This is a genomic window from Sphingobium mellinum (assembly GCF_037860795.1).
In the GTDB taxonomy this organism is placed as follows: domain Bacteria; phylum Pseudomonadota; class Alphaproteobacteria; order Sphingomonadales; family Sphingomonadaceae; genus Sphingobium; species Sphingobium mellinum.
Genome location: NZ_JBANRK010000017.1, coordinates 25,345 through 41,404, shown reverse-complemented (window position 1 = coordinate 41,404; position 16,060 = coordinate 25,345). Strand labels below are relative to the sequence as shown.

21 protein-coding genes are annotated in these 16,060 nt (G+C 59.6%); 12 read left to right on the top strand and 9 right to left on the bottom strand.

From position 1 onward, the window contains the following. Positions 1-42: 42 nt before the first annotated feature. The 8 genes from AAC640_RS15055 to AAC640_RS15020 form a co-directional block, all read right to left on the bottom strand. Entirely contained in the window at positions 43-249 is a 207-nt protein-coding gene (locus tag AAC640_RS15055) for a hypothetical protein (protein WP_340267689.1), read from the bottom strand. Positions 250-283: 34 nt separating this feature from the next. Further along, positions 284-586, bottom strand: a complete 303-nt coding sequence (locus AAC640_RS15050) for a hypothetical protein (protein ID WP_340267687.1) — start codon at positions 584-586, stop codon at positions 284-286. A gap of 59 nt (positions 587-645) precedes the next feature. Next, positions 646-1,590 (bottom strand): ArdC family protein, encoded by a 945-nt coding sequence (locus tag AAC640_RS15045; protein ID WP_340267685.1) that lies wholly within the window; start codon positions 1,588-1,590, stop codon positions 646-648. Between the two features lie 448 nt (positions 1,591-2,038). Beyond that, positions 2,039-2,356, bottom strand: a complete 318-nt coding sequence (locus tag AAC640_RS15040) for a single-stranded DNA-binding protein (protein ID WP_217673123.1) — start codon at positions 2,354-2,356, stop codon at positions 2,039-2,041. A gap of 11 nt (positions 2,357-2,367) precedes the next feature. Continuing rightward, entirely contained in the window at positions 2,368-3,192 is an 825-nt protein-coding gene (locus AAC640_RS15035; protein ID WP_340267680.1) for a hypothetical protein, read from the bottom strand. Beyond that, a complete protein-coding gene (locus tag AAC640_RS15030; RefSeq protein ID WP_340267678.1) occupies positions 3,174-4,025 on the bottom strand; it encodes a DUF7146 domain-containing protein in 852 nt (283 codons plus the stop codon). The genes AAC640_RS15035 and AAC640_RS15030 overlap by 19 nt, the downstream gene beginning before the upstream one ends. A 280-nt stretch (positions 4,026-4,305) precedes the next feature. After that, positions 4,306-5,145: a helix-turn-helix domain-containing protein gene (locus AAC640_RS15025; RefSeq protein ID WP_340267676.1), complete on the bottom strand. Its 840-nt coding sequence runs from the start codon at positions 5,143-5,145 to the stop codon at positions 4,306-4,308. Between the two features lie 372 nt (positions 5,146-5,517). Next, positions 5,518-5,931: a hypothetical protein gene (locus tag AAC640_RS15020; protein WP_262504469.1), complete on the bottom strand. Its 414-nt coding sequence runs from the start codon at positions 5,929-5,931 to the stop codon at positions 5,518-5,520. Between the two features lie 177 nt (positions 5,932-6,108). Between AAC640_RS15020 and AAC640_RS15015 the strand changes: the two genes are divergently transcribed. Continuing rightward, positions 6,109-6,363 (top strand): helix-turn-helix domain-containing protein, encoded by a 255-nt coding sequence (locus tag AAC640_RS15015; protein ID WP_188065898.1) that lies wholly within the window; start codon positions 6,109-6,111, stop codon positions 6,361-6,363. 318 nt (positions 6,364-6,681) lie between these two features. Here AAC640_RS15015 and AAC640_RS15010 read toward each other — a convergent pair whose 3' ends face one another. Beyond that, positions 6,682-7,167, bottom strand: a complete 486-nt coding sequence (locus AAC640_RS15010) for a helix-turn-helix domain-containing protein (RefSeq protein ID WP_340267670.1) — start codon at positions 7,165-7,167, stop codon at positions 6,682-6,684. 300 nt (positions 7,168-7,467) lie between these two features. Here AAC640_RS15010 and AAC640_RS15005 point away from each other — a divergent pair, with 300 nt between their 5' ends. From AAC640_RS15005 to virB9, 11 genes are all read left to right on the top strand, one after another. Continuing rightward, a complete protein-coding gene (locus tag AAC640_RS15005) occupies positions 7,468-8,472 on the top strand; it encodes a lytic transglycosylase domain-containing protein (RefSeq protein WP_340267668.1) in 1,005 nt (334 codons plus the stop codon). 5 nt (positions 8,473-8,477) lie between these two features. Beyond that, positions 8,478-8,723 (top strand): TrbC/VirB2 family protein, encoded by a 246-nt coding sequence (locus AAC640_RS15000; protein WP_340267666.1) that lies wholly within the window; start codon positions 8,478-8,480, stop codon positions 8,721-8,723. Then, entirely contained in the window at positions 8,723-9,037 is a 315-nt protein-coding gene (locus AAC640_RS14995; RefSeq protein WP_066609300.1) for a TrbC/VirB2 family protein, read from the top strand. Before AAC640_RS15000 ends, AAC640_RS14995 begins: the two co-directional genes overlap by 1 nt. 98 nt (positions 9,038-9,135) lie before the next feature. Next, positions 9,136-9,303 (top strand): hypothetical protein, encoded by a 168-nt coding sequence (locus tag AAC640_RS14990; protein ID WP_169574839.1) that lies wholly within the window; start codon positions 9,136-9,138, stop codon positions 9,301-9,303. Positions 9,304-9,333: 30 nt separating this feature from the next. Continuing rightward, on the top strand, positions 9,334-9,672 hold the full coding sequence (locus AAC640_RS14985; protein ID WP_066609298.1) for a VirB3 family type IV secretion system protein: 339 nt from the start codon (positions 9,334-9,336) through the stop codon (positions 9,670-9,672). Next, the gene (locus AAC640_RS14980) at positions 9,665-12,049 is read left to right on the top strand and encodes a VirB4 family type IV secretion/conjugal transfer ATPase (RefSeq protein ID WP_244884596.1); all 2,385 of its coding nucleotides are present in this window, start codon (positions 9,665-9,667) and stop codon (positions 12,047-12,049) included. Before AAC640_RS14985 ends, AAC640_RS14980 begins: the two co-directional genes overlap by 8 nt. Further along, the gene (locus AAC640_RS14975; protein WP_340267661.1) at positions 11,976-12,761 is read left to right on the top strand and encodes a type IV secretion system protein; all 786 of its coding nucleotides are present in this window, start codon (positions 11,976-11,978) and stop codon (positions 12,759-12,761) included. The genes AAC640_RS14980 and AAC640_RS14975 overlap by 74 nt, the downstream gene beginning before the upstream one ends. Then, entirely contained in the window at positions 12,737-13,054 is a 318-nt protein-coding gene (locus AAC640_RS14970; protein WP_148648496.1) for an EexN family lipoprotein, read from the top strand. The genes AAC640_RS14975 and AAC640_RS14970 overlap by 25 nt, the downstream gene beginning before the upstream one ends. Before the next feature lie 3 nt (positions 13,055-13,057). Then, positions 13,058-14,101, top strand: coding sequence for a type IV secretion system protein (locus tag AAC640_RS14965; RefSeq protein ID WP_066609294.1), 1,044 nt, complete (start codon positions 13,058-13,060; stop codon positions 14,099-14,101). A 385-nt stretch (positions 14,102-14,486) separates the two neighbouring features. Further along, entirely contained in the window at positions 14,487-15,176 is a 690-nt protein-coding gene (locus AAC640_RS14960; protein ID WP_188065893.1) for a VirB8 family type IV secretion system protein, read from the top strand. After that, positions 15,173-16,042 carry a P-type conjugative transfer protein VirB9 gene (gene virB9 / locus AAC640_RS14955; protein WP_340267653.1) on the top strand — a complete coding sequence of 290 codons (870 nt, stop codon included), beginning with the start codon at positions 15,173-15,175 and terminating at the stop codon, positions 16,040-16,042. Before AAC640_RS14960 ends, virB9 begins: the two co-directional genes overlap by 4 nt. Positions 16,043-16,060: the final 18 nt, after the last annotated feature.

Here is a 16,060-nt window from a genome sequence, read left to right as displayed (position 1 = left end):
AGTGGAAATGGGGCGCGGGCCGATGGGTCCGCGCCGCGAATTTTACGCGCTCTCGGGCTGCGGCGGTGTCGCATAGGGTGCCAGGCCGCGCCATTGGCCCTCGCCCGCGCGAAACTGGCGGACCACTGTGCCGCCATCCCAATCGCCGCGCAGGATGCCTTTGCGGTTGATGCCGCCCATGGGCCGGGTCCGCGCTGCCAACAGGCGCGCGCGCCGGGTGTCGCGGTCGAGGTCTCGTAAGGGCGTCATTGGTTCAATCTCCCTATTTCAAACGCGCGGCGGCTCATGCCGCCTCCGCTGCGGCCTTGGCGCGAACGTCGCCGCTCGTGATGCGGAAGCCTGCCCGGTCCAGCTCGTCGCAAAGTGCGCGCTGCCGATCCTCACGCGTGCCCTTCGTAGCGATATAGCTGCATCGGCCTTGGTGGAAATCGAAGGCCGCACGTTTCAGGCATCCGCGAAAGCGCTGGTGGGTGCGCTCGCTCCAATCGAGCGTGCCCGCATAGTTGCGGAAGGCCGCGACGGCGCAGACGGAACCATAATTCTCATCACGCCAGCTAAGTTCGATCACCGGGGGATTCTTGGGCATTGGTCCATCCTTCGGGAACGGGGAAGAGGGGGCGGCGCTGCTGGCCGCCCTCGCTCGGATCAGGCGGCGCGAGCAATGGCGGGCGCTGCCATGTGGGACAGGATCAGTTCGCTTCCCGCCTGTGCTGCGGTGGCGGCGCGGAAGATCGCCCGCTTGTCGTTGCGAAGGGCGGTGAGCCAGGAGGCAACATAAGCTGCGTGGTCCTCGCGCTCGGTCGGCTCCATGCCAAGCTGCGCGCAAAGCATCGCTGCGCCGATCTCGGCAATCAATTCCTCTGCGGCCCTGATTTCTTTTGTTTTTTCATAGTCGCGCAGGGTTTCACGGTCGAGCCGGTGGGCGCTGCCGCTGCTGTGAATCGCCTCATGGGCAAGGGTGGCATAGAAGGCGTTGCCGGTCACAAAGTCGGCAAAGGCGGGCATCTGGATACGGTCGGCGCGAGGGTCGTAATAGGCGCTGCTGCCGCCTTCCTGATAGGGAACCGGCCAAAGCGCAAAGGCTGCATCAAGCTCGCTGTCGCGCTCGTCGCGGTTCTTGATTTCGATCTGCGGCGCGGGAAACCTGCTCATGTCCAAGCCCTCGATCTGCTCGACGTTGAACACGACATATTTTTTCAGATAGGCGCGGCTCGTTTCCTCGCCCTCGCTGTTGGTGATTGGCTCGCCTGTCTCGCCATCCTTGGGGGTGAAAGTGCCAGCATGAACGACAAGATTGCCCTTCTCGCCTTTGCGGACCTGCCCGCCCAGCTCATGCGCCTGCCGGTAGGTCATCCAATGCGGGTTGGTGTAGCCGTGCGCCATGGCGGCGGACCACAACAGGAGGATATTGATACCACGATAGGCGGTGCCCTCATGGCGAAGCGGAAGCGATGCCGCGCCCGATGCCCAGCGTGGGGACCATGGGCGGGTGCCTGCCTCTAGCAGCGCAACAATCTGGTTGGTGACTTCCTCGTAAACGTCGACACGCGCAGCGGTGGTCTTGCGGGTCTTGGCAGTGTTCCGTGGCATGTGCTGTTCCCTTCCTAAAATGGAGCCGAAGGCGATGGCGTCCATCGACTTCTGCCCGCTGGCGAAGTGGGTCGGGGAATGGCGCAGTGAGGGCCGATCAGGGCGGAGGGGGATCGCCCGTCCTGCACAGAGCGCAGCGAAGGAAGGATGGGGATACCGCCCTGATCGCCAAGCGAGGTCGCGCAGCGGCCGAGACGGTCTAGCCCTTGCGCCAGGGGGCCGGAACAGGCCCCGGAACTGGATCAGTGACGCGGCGGCAATGCCGCCTCCTGTTCGATCGCGCCGGTATTCCGGCGTGCCAGATACAAAAACACCGCAAGAATCTCGTTCGAGATCCTGCGGCGATTTCAAGGCGAGGATCGTCACCCGAATGGGACGAAACCGCTTGCGGGTTCGGTCGGAGCGGAGCGGAGATAGAGCCGTGCCGAAGGCCGCCCCCAGCTCCATGTTACCCGGCATCTTTCCGAACAAGAACGGAATATGAATCAGCAACTAGATCAGTGTTATAAATTGTCTGTCCATCACGATCATATGAGGTCTGCTTTACCCGTCCCGTTACATGAACCATGTCACCTTTTGCGGAGTTTTGGGCATATTCAGCGCACTTTCCAAAGCAAGTCACCCGGTTCCAATGAACCTCTTCCTGCCATTCACCGTCAACCTGCCGATTATAATTCGATGCAACATTGACGAACGTGACCTTTTCCTTCTCATCAACGCCGCCAACCTGTCCAATAATACGAAATTCAGCGATATTCCTTGGCATTTCCAGCACTCCTACTGTTGCGGGTAAAGTGGCTCGGTCGGGATCGCCGGCACCTCGTATGGCTCCGGGTCAACCAGCTCGGCTTGCAAGATCAGCGGTTCCCCTGCGACCTGGACACGTTGCCCCTCGATCTGGCCGACATTAGGGGACGTGAACGGGGGAAACTGCTCGGGCGACACGGCCCATTTCAAAGGCATTTGATACTGAGCGAGATTTTTCGGCGTCATCGCGCGCTGATACGTGTCGCGCCAATCGCTAGCGATCCGCTGCTGCGCGACCGAAAGCGCAATCTGGCGGTTGCAGACCATCTTCGTCAGAAGCATTTCGAGATGGTCTTTCAGCTCGCGGTCAGGCCCGGTCCACGTCTGCAACCATAGATTTCGCGGATCGGCCACCGCCCCGCCGAGAGAGATTGGCACCAGATAGTCGAGTGAAAAATCGTTGGGATTTTCGCCGGGATAGAGACTTTCAACAAGGCGGCGGGTCGCCGCGGCCTGCCACGAAGGCGGCGGCGACTTTTCGGCCTGGTACTCGCCTTTGCAGATGGTAGCGGCGATATTGTCTTGGGTGATCGCGGGATTGATCGCGCCAGGTGTGCGAGCTGGGTCGGGGATCGAGGGCAAGACGATCTGGCGGATCGGCTGTTTTGCATTGATTGCGGCGAAGGTCGCCGCTGCCTGACAATTCGCCGGATCGAAGAACTGGCCGCAGGCCTCGCGCGAGCTACGGGGAGGATGCGCGACAAAATCAGGGTGAGATTGCACGAAAACCGCGCCAAGAATGACGGCCCCTGCGAGCAAAATACCTATCTGAGCTTTCACGCGGCGGCTCGCCATGCGTCATTCCAATCGCCGCCGATAGGCGGCAATTCGACGGATAGACGGCGCCCGTTTGCGGTCAGGTTTGCCTCACCTTTGGTGAGGCCACGGGTCGCGGCTGATCCGTGCTGGGAATAGACTGTGATCGTGCGGACATGATCGGGGATTACGAGGTGGGCATATTGCTCGATGCCGTTCGCAGACCAGCATCCCGGCAAACCGAACATGCGTATGACGGACTCGGCATCTTCAAAGCCCTCGGCCAGATTCAGATGGTCGGCCTCGATGCGGCCGATCTGAATTGAGCCGCCGCGCGGTAAAGCAAGGGTGCGTTTGGGGTCGACCAAACTGCTGTTCTTATTTCCTGCCCGGTCCACGAAGATGCGCTTGAGAGCGACGACTTGGCGGCGCTCGGTGATTGGCAAGAGCAGCGCCGGCAGGCGCAGTTTTTTGCCTTCTTCGTAGACAAGCGATGCAGGGTCATATCGGCCAATTGTCGAATGGCCGATTTTGCGCATTTCAAGATAGCGTTGGGCAGGGGTGCCGGCGATCGGCAACGCCTTGCTCCATAGCTCGCGCGCCAGCGGTGCGAGGTCGCGGGCAACAGGCGGCGTGGTGTCGCGTTCTGTAGGGCGGACATATCCGCCATGCCGGGATAGCGCAGCCATTATCTCGGCCTGGTTGCAACCGGCGAAACAATGGAACAACACCACGTCTTTCCCAGGTGTGACGGAAAGCGACGGGCTGCGATCCTCATGGGCGGGGCAACGCGCCTTGCCGTATGACCCATGCCACGTTCCATTGAGGCGCTTTACAGCCTCTTTAGCAGCGGCGGTCGGCGTCAATCTCATAGTCCGATAATAGCGTATTATACAAAAGCGGACAATCGCAAACCGGCTGCGATTTCGTTTCAGCCTTTGAAAAATCGGGTCGAGTTCCTTGCAAGGCGAGCCGAATATCGACGCAGAAACCGTTCAGAGCGTGCAGCAAACACGAAGGGCACCGAAATGAAGCTGCCATAGCCGCTTGCTCCACCTGGGGAGCATTCCGGCGGCGTAGCCGACGGTTCCGCCCTTCAATGACGCGCTGTGGGAGAGATTGAAGCGGTGAGCTTGCCGTTTCGGTGGCCCGTCAGGGCTGAATCGTTGCCCGACTAGGGCAACTCCGCTTCTCCGTAGAGATAGAATATAAAACTGTATGAGGAGCAGTGCCGTTTTTGCACCCACGGGGATAAGCATCAGGCGCATGACGTGCAGCGGATCTCTCGGCTGCTAGGATCAGTGCGGCGCGCTGGGCTGGGTCATCGGGCATGAGGCGACGGCGCTCAATCGCTCCGACTGACGCGAGCATATCGGCGTGTTCCTCCAGGCTGTCAGCCCGGCGCTGCGCCTCATCCTCGGGGACGGGGGAGTAAAGCCCGACCATCTTGCCGATCCATTTAGGGACGTGGCAGCGGTAGAGATTGGAGGTCTGTTCGGAACGTGCGCCATGCTGGCTGTCGCGAGTGTAGTCGTACCGCCTGATCCATTCCAGCAAGCCCAGCTCGCGCAGTCGATCGAGAGAGTATTTCACAGTGCGGCGGCCAAGCCGCGTCCAGCGCATGAGCGTTTCGTAAGAAGGTACGCACCAGCCCTTGCGATAGCGCAGCTCGTCCACGATCCGGAGGAGCATATCGCGACAAGACCGCGTGAAGAGCGTCAGCTTATGCTGTTCGGGCGTCAGCTCGCCGCCCTGCCTTGCCTCGGCGGCTAGATCTCGCGCGCGATCGAACATCAGATGGATGGCGCGGCGAAGCTCTTTGAGTTGATCGAATGAGACGGGCCGGACAAATTCGGCCTCGGCCGCATCACCGGTCCTGACGCTGTTCGCCCAAACGGGCCGTCCCGTGATGTGCGTGCCGCCCCGACTTGATCGGGCGCGGGGTTTGGTGCCGATCAGGCGCGAGGCCGTATGACTAAGCCCGGTTTTCATGCCGCGTTCGAGCGGGCGCGCGCCACATATAACGGCGAGGGGCAGGACGGGTACGCCGCATGATCGCTGCTTCTGTTGAAGCGCGAACGCGGCGGCAATGTCCGCGTCAACAATGCCGAAGGCGCGCAGCTCCGCGACTGCGCTTGTCGGCACGTCAGCGAGGCTTGTTTCAAGGGTAAGCAGCATCGTTCGTCCTCCCGTGCGGAAGGCCGTTCGCAGGCAAAGCAATAGCGTGGCGCGAGACGCGCTGTTTCTTGACAGTGGGTTCGGGGAGGTCTATCTAATCGCTAGCTTTGAATGACTGATTTGCGATTTAAGTGGCGCCAACCACCTGATAGCAACCCCGATGCCCGGCCTCGTGCCGGGCTTCGTTTATCCGCTCACGGCTCCCCCTTCTTCAATCAGTGGCAGTTGCACGGGTGCCGGCGTCAAATCCTTGACGTAGGCACCAATGGTTTCGAGCGCGGCCCCTAGCGGGATGCCACGATTTCGATGTGCGATGGCTTCAAGGAAGGCATGATGCTCGCGCGGTATATGCACGGCGATCTGCTTCATATTCATGTGATCGTCTGGCGGTGGCGGTGGAACCAGCTCAGCCGCAGAGTAAGCAAGAATAGCTTTTCTAATCATCGCAGAAACAACATGGTCAAGGCCGCGCATTTTATGGCGGGCCTTCAGCTCCTTTAGGTGTTCGGCAAAGCTAATTGGGATTTGCAACTTACATTGAACAAAGTCAGCATCATAGAGCGCCTGCCGCTTGCGTCTCATACAAGCGGCGGGAGTCACGACTCGATTCTGTGCAGCGGGTTGGCCCATGGTGCCTTGGCTATTGCGAATACGGGGGGTTGTCAAATTTGACCGCCCCTCGGGTAGTTAATCAGAGATAGTGTCGCGTTAGCCGCCACCGCGTTATATGTGTCCATATCGGATGATTAACAGCCAGAAAAGGAAATCGGGATCGCAATGCCGCAATACCTAAAACTAGACCAAGCGGCGTCTGAGCTGGCCACAAGGCTGGGTGAAAACTGCCGAGCGCGCCGAGCGAAACTCAAGATTTCGCAGGCCGAATTGTCGGAGCGAAGCGGCATCGCCGCTTCCCACTTATCGTATATCGAGCACGGGAAGGCGAATCCCACGCTGGAGGTCATCGAACATCTGGCAAAGGGATTGGAGTGCAGCGTGATTGAGCTGCTGAGCGATACGATAAAGAAGAAGTAGGTCTGCTAATGATTATTGTTAGCTGGACATGCCGGGAGAGGGAGGGTTAGGATAATCGGCCTCTCAACGGCAGCAGAGACAATGAACATGCTAAACAATAGGGGCGAGGGTTCAAGTCTCACTCAGACCCTCGCCAATCAAACTGCAAGCGAATGCAAGAAATCTGGAATATCAGTCGCCCAACTTGCCCACGCCAGCGCCATTGATGTTGAGCGGCTTCATTCAATAATGGATGGCAAGGCGTCGGAGATTACGCTCCGCGAAATCGCAGGTTTAGCCCTCGGCCTAGGAACGTCGCTGTCAGTATTGCTCGGGGACTCATGAAGTCACCGCCTCGGAATCCCGATATCGCTGCAAAAAATCAAATAATGTGGTGCGGCCGATGCCCAAATCTTTCGCAACGCTGCTCACCGTTGCGCCGCTATCGTCAAGCATGCGCCTGATGGCGGGAAGCTGATCTTCGGTCAGCTTGGGCTTGCGTCCCGGCTTTGAATCGGTCGGGCGAGTTCTGACGCCGTGGGTGAGGCGCCAGTGATTGTCGAGTCCTGCGACCAGCTTGAATAGGTCGTTGCCTTCCTCGGGTTTGATAACGATCCCAGGGGCGGCGAGCTGGATGCTGACACCCTTTTTCAGCATTTGCCGCATGAAACGAAGAAGGTTCTGCGGGTGCATTGGCAGACAGGTGAAATCGTAGATTTTGATGCTGTCGCCGCTTTCTAGCGGCATGCCGCCCTCCGCGAGCTTGTTCGGCAAATCATTGAGATCCATCCGCGCTTCGTTCGCGACTAGATCACTGTCCTCCATGCAGAGAGCCTTCTGCTCCGAAATGGATGGCGAATGAGCCGTTTCCGACAGAAATAGGATCGTCTTTGGCAATGCGGTTCCGCTTTGGCTCGTAGGTGAAGCTGAACAGCATTCAGCCGAAATATGGAGCAAGAGCTAAGCCATAGGTGGCGTCTCCATCAAGCGCGTTCGGGTTCAGCTCCGGCCAAAAAGACGATCAACCGTTCATCGCATCGCGGAATCCCACAAGCCGAAAGCGTGTTGTCGGTAGTGTCGGATATGTGTACCAGAGAAACCGGACTCTCCGAAAAGGTGCGCTGAATGCCTTTAGATGCTACGGTTTTGGCGGCGTTACTGCAATCATGCGCGGCGAATGTCGCGCCTGCAACGATGACGGCAATCATACAGGTGGAATCTGAGGGCGATCCCTATCGGATCGGCGTCAATTCGGGCGGTTCGCTCCAACGCCAACCGGCCAACGGAGCCGATGCAAGCGCCACTGCCCGGAGCCTCCTGCGCAAAGGTGCCAACTTCGACGCTGGCCTCATGCAAATCAACAGCGCGAATTTTGCGCGCCTCGGTGTGACGGCCGACACGGTTTTCGACCCCTGCACAAACCTGCGCGCAGGCGCGGCGCTTCTTGCTGACAATTACAGCCGCGCTCGTGTGGCGGGGCACGCTGACCCCCTCCGCGCCGCCCTGAGCGAGTATAATACCGGCTCGCGGGCCAGGGGCTTATCCAACGGATATGTCCGTAAGGTCTACGCGGCGGCGACTGGTCGCACGCCTGCGCTGCGGCCTGCGGTGGTGCAGCTCTCCTATGGCTCGGTGTCGGCGGACACGGTTGGGAACCTGTTGCTTTCGGCATTCGGCGGCAGGATCACCGATACGCTGCGCCCAATCAACGCGACCTATGGAGCCGTCCATAGCTATCATAAGGTCGGTCGTGCGGTCGATTTCGTTCCGCGTGGCGGCGTTGGCGCGATCACCCGTGATCAAATTCGCGCCGTGATGGCGGCCAATGGTGTTCGGATCGTAGAATTGCTTGGGCCAGGTGATCCGAAGCATTCGGATCATTGGCACGTCGCTTGGGGGACGGACACAGGCTCTCCCCTCGAACGGCCTAGCGATGCTCAAGCGCCTTGGGCGGTGGCGACATATCAGCCGCAACAGGCGGTGGCAGGCGCTTATCAGGTGTCCGCTTCACTCAATTCCGAGACGCGCGACGGTGCGGAGGGCGCAAGCCCTCCCCCCGCGTGGGACGTTTTCGCACAGGCCAGTTGGCGGCAACGCCAGTCCTCCGGTTCGGCGGAGGGCGGCCTGTGAGCATCTTGCAGAAGATCATCAAGAGATTGTCGGTCGCGCTTGTGCTCGGCCTCGTTACAACTCCCGCTCATGCTGATGTGAACGGGATAGCAACAACGGTCCTCAACGAATTAAAAGCTCTCGTAGGACCGGCAATAATGCTTGGCGTAATTTGGCTAGGCATTCTCATCATGACAGGAAGAGGGACGCTTATTGTGTTCATTACTTTCTGCGTGGGCATCGCAATCGTAGCAAGTGGAGGTTTCTTCTGATGAAAAAGCTCGTTTCCAACATCAAAGGGCGGTGGTCGACCAACTACGCGCTCGCCGGTGCCGTCCTCTCGATGCTGCCTGTTCCCGCATGGGCGCAGGCCGCAAACCAGACAGAGGTGGCGTCTATGGTCGACTCCATCCTCAATTTGCTGACCGGGCCTATCGCAAAGGGTCTGGCCGCAATCGCGCTGGTCATCGCCGGCATCATGTTCTTCTTCGGCGCTGGCAATAAGGGGCTGCTCGGCTCGATCATCGTCGGCTGCTTCATCGTTTTCGGCGCCGGTTGGCTCGTCGATACCATTTCGGGAACGTGATGCGCAGGGTTCGTCTCTCTGCGGCGACCCTTGCTGGGGTGGCTTGGTCGGTTCCGGGGGCGGCGCAAGTCGCCTCCGCCTCCGCCCAAGCCTCTTCCATGGCAACCAAGATGATGGCCGCTGGCGCTGCCATCGGGACGCTCGCGCTCGTAATCGCCGGGTATTTCTTCATGGCCGGTCACGGTGATCGCCAGTCGCTCGCGTTGTGGGCTGCTGGCCTAATCGTGCTGCTGTGTGCCCCGGCCATCGTTGCTTTGCTGACATGAAGCCGCACGACGGCAAAAGAGAGGTTCCGGGTGTCTGAGCCAGAATATCTAACCGAAGATCCGCTGTTCCTGGCCCTGACACGTCCGACGCTGTGGTTCGGCGTCCCTGTTGAGGCAACGCTGGCAATCGGAATGGCATCGGTGTTCACGCTCATGGTCGTGGGCAACCCGATTTGGGCGCTGGCAATTGGTGGCGCGCTCCTGGGCGCAGCCCGGCTCATCGTCCGTGCCGACTACAATATGTTCAAGATCATCTTCCTTTTCGGCCGCACGAAAGCGCCCGCGCCGAACAAGTCGGTTTGGGGCGGGTCCAGCTATTCGCCGCTGCCGGTCAAGGGCGTGAAGCGGAAAGGATTTGATCGTGTTTAAGCGCAAGCCCCCTATCAAGCTGGAGCGCGACCCGTCGCTGTATCTGCCCTACGCGCGCCATGTGAATGACAACATCGTCGCGCTCGACAACGGCGAATATATGGCCGTTTTCGCGCTCGACGGGATCGCGTTCGAGACGGCTGATGTGTCCACCATCAACGATTGGCACGAGAAGCTGAATACCGCTTGGCGCACTATCGCGCACGAACGGGTCGCGGTCATGGTCAACACGATACGGCGTATCGACAGCGGCTATCCCGAAGGAGAGTTCCGGTCTGCCTTCGCGCGCGATCTCGACGCCGCCTATCGCAATCGCGTCCTCGCCAAGCGTATGTTCGTCAACGAGCATTATCTGACCGTCCTCTACCGGCCAGCGGTGGGCGCAGCCGACAAGGCCGCGTCATCGGTATTCTCAATGTTCTCCAAGGCCAGCGCTGCGGAAGCCGAAGAGGATATTATCGAGACGTTCACCGACATTCTGCGTGACGTGGATAAGCTGCTCGGTCGCGTCAATCCGCGCATCTTGGGCGTGTACGAGTTCAATGGCCTGCAATTCAGCGAGCCTATGGAATTGATGCAGCGGATTATGACCGCCGACAAGCGGCGGGTGCCGTTGGTGCGCGGCCATTTGGGCCGTGCGGTCTACTCGGATCGGGTCATCTTCGGACAGGAACTGTTCGAGGTTCGGGAGCCGGGAGGTTCGCGGTACGGCGGCATTTTGGCGGTGCGCGAACATGCTGCACGCACGTTCCCCGGCCAGCTCAACGCGCTGTTGGAATCGAAATTTGAGTTTGTGCTGGGCCAGGGCTTCGCTTTCCTCGGCAAGCAAATGGGTATGGAGACGGCGCGGCGGAAACGCGCGCAACTGAGTGCCACCGATGACGTGGCGTTCAGCCAGCAATCCCAACTGGATGAAGCCATGGACGATTTGCAGTCCAATCGCTTCGTCCTTGGCGAGCATCATCTGGCACTGTCGGTCTTTGGCGAGACGCCGAAAAAGCTCGCGGAAAACATGAGCGTTGCCCGTGCGGCGCTCTCCGAAAGCGGCATTGTCGCGGCGCGTGAGGATTTGGCTCTGGAAGCGGCCTACTGGTCGATGCTGCCGGGCAACTTCGCATGGAGGACGCGGCCTGCGGCGCTCACATCGCGCAACTTTGGGGCACTGGCGCCGATCCACACCTATCCGCTCGGTCAGCCGACAGGAAACCATTGGGGCAATGCAATTGCCCTGCTCAAGACAACGGCCAATTCGCCCTATTTCTTCAACTTCCATTTTGGCGATGTAGGTCACACCCTCATTCTCGGACCATCTGGCGGCGGTAAAACCGTCATCCAGAATTTCTTTCTGTCGCAGGCTGAAAAAACCGGCGCGCGCATGGCCTTCATCGACAAGGATCGCGGCGCGGAGATTTTCGTCCGCGCTTCGGGCGGCACCTACCTTGCTCTCAAGAACGGCCAGCCATCGGGCTTCGCGCCGCTCAAGGCGCTGGATCACAGCCCCCGCAACCGTGAGTTCCTTGCATCGTGGCTGCGTCAGCTCGTCACCCCTGACAATGGCGAGCTGACGCCCCCGGAGCTTTACCAGATCAATCAGGCGCTCGATGCCGTGGCCCGACTGCCGCAAGAACTTCGGTCCCTCGCGGCGATACGGTCGCAGCTCGACCAAACCAGCGTGGAAGGCATTGGCGCACGTTTGGAACGGTGGACCAAATCTGGCGAATTTGGCTGGGTTTTCGATAATGACGAGGACACGTTGCGGCTCGATGCCCGCCTTATGGGCTTCGACATGACGGACTTTCTCGAAAACAACGCGATCCGTCCGCCGCTCATGAGCTACCTGTTCCACAGGCTTGATGACATCGTGGACGGGAACCCGGTCATCATCGACATTGACGAGTTCTGGAAAGCCTTGGGCGATCCAGCATTTCGGCATTTCGCCCGTGATGGTCTGAAAACCTATCGTAAGCGCAACGCAATGATGATGTTCGGAACGCAGTCACCGGCTGACGCTCTGCGCTCGGACATTGCCGAAACCATCATCGAGCAATGCCCAACGAAAATCCTTCTGCCGAACCCGAATGCGCAGGCCCGCGACTACATCGATGGCCTCAATCTGACCGAAGCCGAGTTCCGGCTTATCAAGGTCGATCTATCGCCGGAAAGTCGGCGCTTCCTCATCAAACAGGGTCATGATTCCGTTGTGGTCGAATTGGACCTCAACGGCATGGCTGACGAATTGGCGGTGCTCTCGGGCCGCCAAGGGACGGTCCAGTTGCTTGACGAGCTGCGGGCCGAGTTCGGGGATGATCCCGATGTTTGGTTGCCCGAGTTCAAGCGCCGCTGGCGTTCAGTTGGCAAGAAGGAATGGAGTGCCTGATATGAAGAAAATTCTCACCTTCGCAGCACTGGCTTTGTCGCTCGGCGGCATGTCCGGATCGGCCCATGCCCAATTGGCGGTCGTTGATGTTAAGTCGATCGCGCAAGCCCTGCAAACGGCCAAAAACACGCTCAATCAGTTGGAAGAGGCAAAGAAACTCTACAACACGATGAACAGCCTTTCGCAAATCTCGAATGTCGCTCAATCGCTGAAAGCGGAGATTTTGCAGACGGCCTTGCCGGACGGAATGCAGGATTCAATCAATCTGATTTCCGGCAATCTGGCTGACCTGGGCGCGCTCGGCAACCGCGCCAAGGGGATCATGGATACCAGCGATTTTTCGCTTTCCGGACTGAGTGGCGACTTTGGCGATGCCGAGGGCATCTTGAACGGCGCAGCCACGCGAGGCGCGCGCGATCAAGCCTATGGCGAATATATGCTGGAAGCCACCACGGCGAGCGGTGACGGCCTTAAGGAGCTCAGCACCGGCCTCGCGTCCGCAACAACGGCGCGTCAATCGCAGGACATTGCAGCGCGAGCGAACATCGAAAACGCCGCGATCAATAACCGGCTCTTGCAGATGCAAGCGGCGGAACAGGCTGCGCGCGGTGCGCTGGCGGTGAAGTCCTCTGCGGACTTCGCCAATCAACAGCGCAAGACGCAGGAAAACATCGACAGCGGCGCGCTGTGGCCGACGTGGAACGGCAACTAAGTAAAATGGAGGATCGGGCCATGCGGAAGTGCTTTGCAATACTTGCGGCTGCGGCGCTTCCGCTGGCCGCCTGCGGTGAGGCGGAAAAGTCCGTCGATTACTATTTGAAGCATCTGGACGAGGCGCGGGAAAAGACCGCGCGTTGCCAAAGCAATGGTGACGCGGGAGTCAACTGCGGGAACGCCGCTGTAGCCATCAAGCGCAATGCCGAAGAGCAATTCAAGCGTGAGCGCGCGCGGACGGAAAAGAACCTCAAGAATGGTTCGATCTGGCCGACCTGGAACGGGAAATAGGTCATGCTCGACGCGATCTATAACATGCTTGAAGGCCAGATTACCGGCACCCTTTCCGGCAAGTACGCTGCCGTGATGGGGTTGGTGTCGGCGCCACTGCAAACCGCTATGGCAATCAATCTGGTGATCGTCGGCTTCGCCGTCATGCGCGGGGTGTCCAATGAGCCATTCGGCAATTATCTCGGCACCTGGCTCAAATGTTACCTCGTGATCTTGGCGGCGACGTCCACGATCGCACCGCAAATTGCAGCAGCAGCCCAACAAGCTCCGGACCAGCTCGCGAACGCATTGGGCGGTGGTGCGCTCAATGCGACGTTCGATGCGTTCGTTAAAAACGCCGTCGAGCCTGCGCTTTCGATCCATAACCAGATGGAGCCTTGGATCGAGCCAAGCACATTCTTCCCGTACACGATCCCGAACCTTGCGACCGGCTTGATGGTCATTCTCATTATGGTGATGGCCTACATCATCGCGGCTATCGCCATGACAATCGTCCTGTTCATAAAGTTCGGCCTTTTCGTGACGATCGCCACGATGCCGATCTTTGTCGGCGCTCTGATTTTCCCGTCATCCTCGGGCCTGTTCTTTAGCTGGCTCGGTGCGGTGCTGAACTACGCCATTCAAACGGCGGCAGTCTCGATCGCGCTACTTTTCGTGGTGGCGCTGGTGAATGCGATCCCCGGTTCTGTCGGCGCTGGCGCTGGTGGCGATACGTGGACGGCGCTGGCGGCGATGATGCTGCAACTTGTCGCGGTATTGGTCGGCGGCTTCATTATCATGCAGGCGCAGTCGATCGGTTCATTTGCGGGCGGCGGCGGATCATCTGGCGCGGGCTTCCTGTCCGCGATCTACCCGTCAATGCTCCAACGCAAAATCATGAACTCGACCCTTCGCGCGCCGAAGGGCGCAGCGAACGCGGTCGGCAACACGGCCCGCTGGTCGCTCAACAGGCAGACCGCCAACCGGGCCGCATTCGTTCAACAGGCTCAAGCATCTTCGGGTCGCACTTCGATGCCCGGTGCATCGTCCCGCCCCGGCAACAGGTAGGAGTAATGGCAATGTGGTTGAATAATCACGGTGCGCTGGTTGCGCGCCGCTGGGGAAGGATTCTCTGTGTCGGGGTCGCAAGCTGCGGTGTTGTGGCCTGTGCGACGACTTCGGAGAGTCGCAATCCCCCTTCAACGTGCAGTCGGTCGGACGCGCGCCCCGCAAATCCCTATGGATCGGTCCTCTCCGCCCCGGTGGTCAGCACAGCGCCTCAAGGCGATGTGATGGTGTTCCCCAAAGAGGGCGATGCTGGGAAAGCCGATGGCCCTGACGGCGCAGTGGTGCCCGCGCCACCGCCCGCACCTGACCAGCCCGCGCCGGGCCAACCGCTCTCCATGATGCAAGCGCCGGCAACCCCTCAACTCGCATATAGGAGCTGCTGACGATGGCCCTGGGCGTCAAGAAAAAGAGCGATCTGGACCAGTATTTCGCGGATGCGAAGGATTGGGATTTTGATCGCGTTCGCGAGGCGAACAAGCAAAAGCGCATTGCTTATATGGTGGGCGCTGGCGGGGTAATCTTCGGCCTCTCCATGTTGGCATGGCACGTTGCGGCACCGCTGCGATCGGTGGAACCCTATGTGATCCGCGTCGATCGCCAGACCGGCGCCATCGACGTGGTGACGCGGCTGACCAATACGCGCAACATCACCGCCGACGAAGCGGTCAACAAATACTTCCTGTCCGATTACGTTCGCAACCGGGAGTCTTGGAACCCCTCATCCTCGCGCGACACAGAGCGTAAGGTGCTGGCTCTGTCGGTGCCGCAAGAGCAGGAGAAGTTTGCAGGCACCCGCCGCGCGACCAACCCCAATGCCCCGGTCAACGTGTACCAGGGCGGCGAACTGGTCGCTGCCGCCGTCCGCAACATCACTTTCATCAACAACCGCGTGGCGCAGGTCCGTTTCGTCAAGTCCGTGGCGAAGCCGGGGAACGTCCCTGACGAACAGGTGCAATGGATTGCCACGATCAACTTCAAGTACGTGGATAAGCCGACAACCGAAGCTGGCAGGCTCGACAACCCGCTAGGCTTCCAAGTGGTCAGCTACCGCGCCGATCCGGAGATTGGCCGATGAACGCGCTTCGCAATGTCCTCATGAGCGGGGCGCTGGTCGCCGCGATCATCACGAACCCCGCCTTTGCTGAGGAAATTCCTCGCTCGGGCCAGCAAGATACCCGCATCCGATATATCAATTACAACATTGATGAAGTCGTGCGGATCAAAGGCGTTTTCCGTGCTGCATCGCAGATTGTTTTCGGGGACGGGGAGACGATTTCGAGTGTCGCGCTAGGCGATACCGTAAGTTGGGAAGTCGCCCCGGCTGATAATATCCTTTTCATCAAGCCTCGCGAGAAAGCGCCGCCGACAAATCTGATCGTCGTAACGCGCAAAGCTGGGGTGGTTCGTACCTATACCTTTGCTCTGTCTGCGCGCAGCGGGGACATAGCAACCGGCACCGATGCCCAATTCGTCGTGCGTTTCCGCTATCCTGAACAGGAAGCGGCGGCTCGCCAGAATGCCGATATGCAGCGGTTGCAGATGCAAATGCTCATGGTCGAAGCTGGCGGGGTCAGGGTCGCGCTGGATGCGGCTGCGGTCCAAGGGAAGCGCAACCTTGACTATTCGATTGCGGGTTCATCGGATCTCGCCCCGTCGGAAGTGACCGACAACGGGCAATTCACGATCCTGCGGTTCCCGCGCAACCAACAGCTCCCCGCCATCTTCACGGTCAGCCCTGACGGATCGGAAGGGGTCGTACCCTATGACGTTCGCGGCGAATTTGTCGTGATTCATCAGGTCGCAAAGCAATTCCGGCTGCGTCGTGGCCTGTCGATCGCGTGCATCTGGAACAATGCCTATGACCGATATGGGCCGGACAATTCATCGGGAACGGCATCGCCCGAAGTGCAACGCAAATTGGACGGGAGCAGCCCCCGATGAGTGAGATTGAGAACAGCG

What these genes read in the sequence shown, in the direction of transcription:
- virB9 (WP_340267653.1), top strand. Translation starts at nt 15,173, where the DNA reads ATGAACGCGCTTCGCAATGTCCTCATGAGCGGGGCGCTGGTCGCCGCG.
- AAC640_RS15035 (WP_340267680.1), bottom strand. Translation starts at nt 3,192, where the DNA reads ATGGCGAGCCGCCGCGTGAAAGCTCAGATAGGTATTTTGCTCGCAGGG.
- AAC640_RS15015 (WP_188065898.1), top strand. Translation starts at nt 6,109, where the DNA reads ATGCCGCAATACCTAAAACTAGACCAAGCGGCGTCTGAGCTGGCCACA.
- AAC640_RS14995 (WP_066609300.1), top strand. Translation starts at nt 8,723, where the DNA reads ATGAAAAAGCTCGTTTCCAACATCAAAGGGCGGTGGTCGACCAACTAC.
- AAC640_RS14975 (WP_340267661.1), top strand. Translation starts at nt 11,976, where the DNA reads ATGATCCCGATGTTTGGTTGCCCGAGTTCAAGCGCCGCTGGCGTTCAG.
- AAC640_RS14965 (WP_066609294.1), top strand. Translation starts at nt 13,058, where the DNA reads ATGCTCGACGCGATCTATAACATGCTTGAAGGCCAGATTACCGGCACC.
- AAC640_RS15025 (WP_340267676.1), bottom strand. Translation starts at nt 5,145, where the DNA reads ATGAAAACCGGGCTTAGTCATACGGCCTCGCGCCTGATCGGCACCAAA.
- AAC640_RS14960 (WP_188065893.1), top strand. Translation starts at nt 14,487, where the DNA reads ATGGCCCTGGGCGTCAAGAAAAAGAGCGATCTGGACCAGTATTTCGCG.
- AAC640_RS15010 (WP_340267670.1), bottom strand. Translation starts at nt 7,167, where the DNA reads ATGGAGGACAGTGATCTAGTCGCGAACGAAGCGCGGATGGATCTCAAT.
- AAC640_RS15005 (WP_340267668.1), top strand. Translation starts at nt 7,468, where the DNA reads ATGCCTTTAGATGCTACGGTTTTGGCGGCGTTACTGCAATCATGCGCG.
- AAC640_RS15040 (WP_217673123.1), bottom strand. Translation starts at nt 2,356, where the DNA reads ATGCCAAGGAATATCGCTGAATTTCGTATTATTGGACAGGTTGGCGGC.
- AAC640_RS15030 (WP_340267678.1), bottom strand. Translation starts at nt 4,025, where the DNA reads ATGAGATTGACGCCGACCGCCGCTGCTAAAGAGGCTGTAAAGCGCCTC.
- AAC640_RS14990 (WP_169574839.1), top strand. Translation starts at nt 9,136, where the DNA reads ATGGCAACCAAGATGATGGCCGCTGGCGCTGCCATCGGGACGCTCGCG.
- AAC640_RS15045 (WP_340267685.1), bottom strand. Translation starts at nt 1,590, where the DNA reads ATGCCACGGAACACTGCCAAGACCCGCAAGACCACCGCTGCGCGTGTC.
- AAC640_RS15050 (WP_340267687.1), bottom strand. Translation starts at nt 586, where the DNA reads ATGCCCAAGAATCCCCCGGTGATCGAACTTAGCTGGCGTGATGAGAAT.
- AAC640_RS15055 (WP_340267689.1), bottom strand. Translation starts at nt 249, where the DNA reads ATGACGCCCTTACGAGACCTCGACCGCGACACCCGGCGCGCGCGCCTG.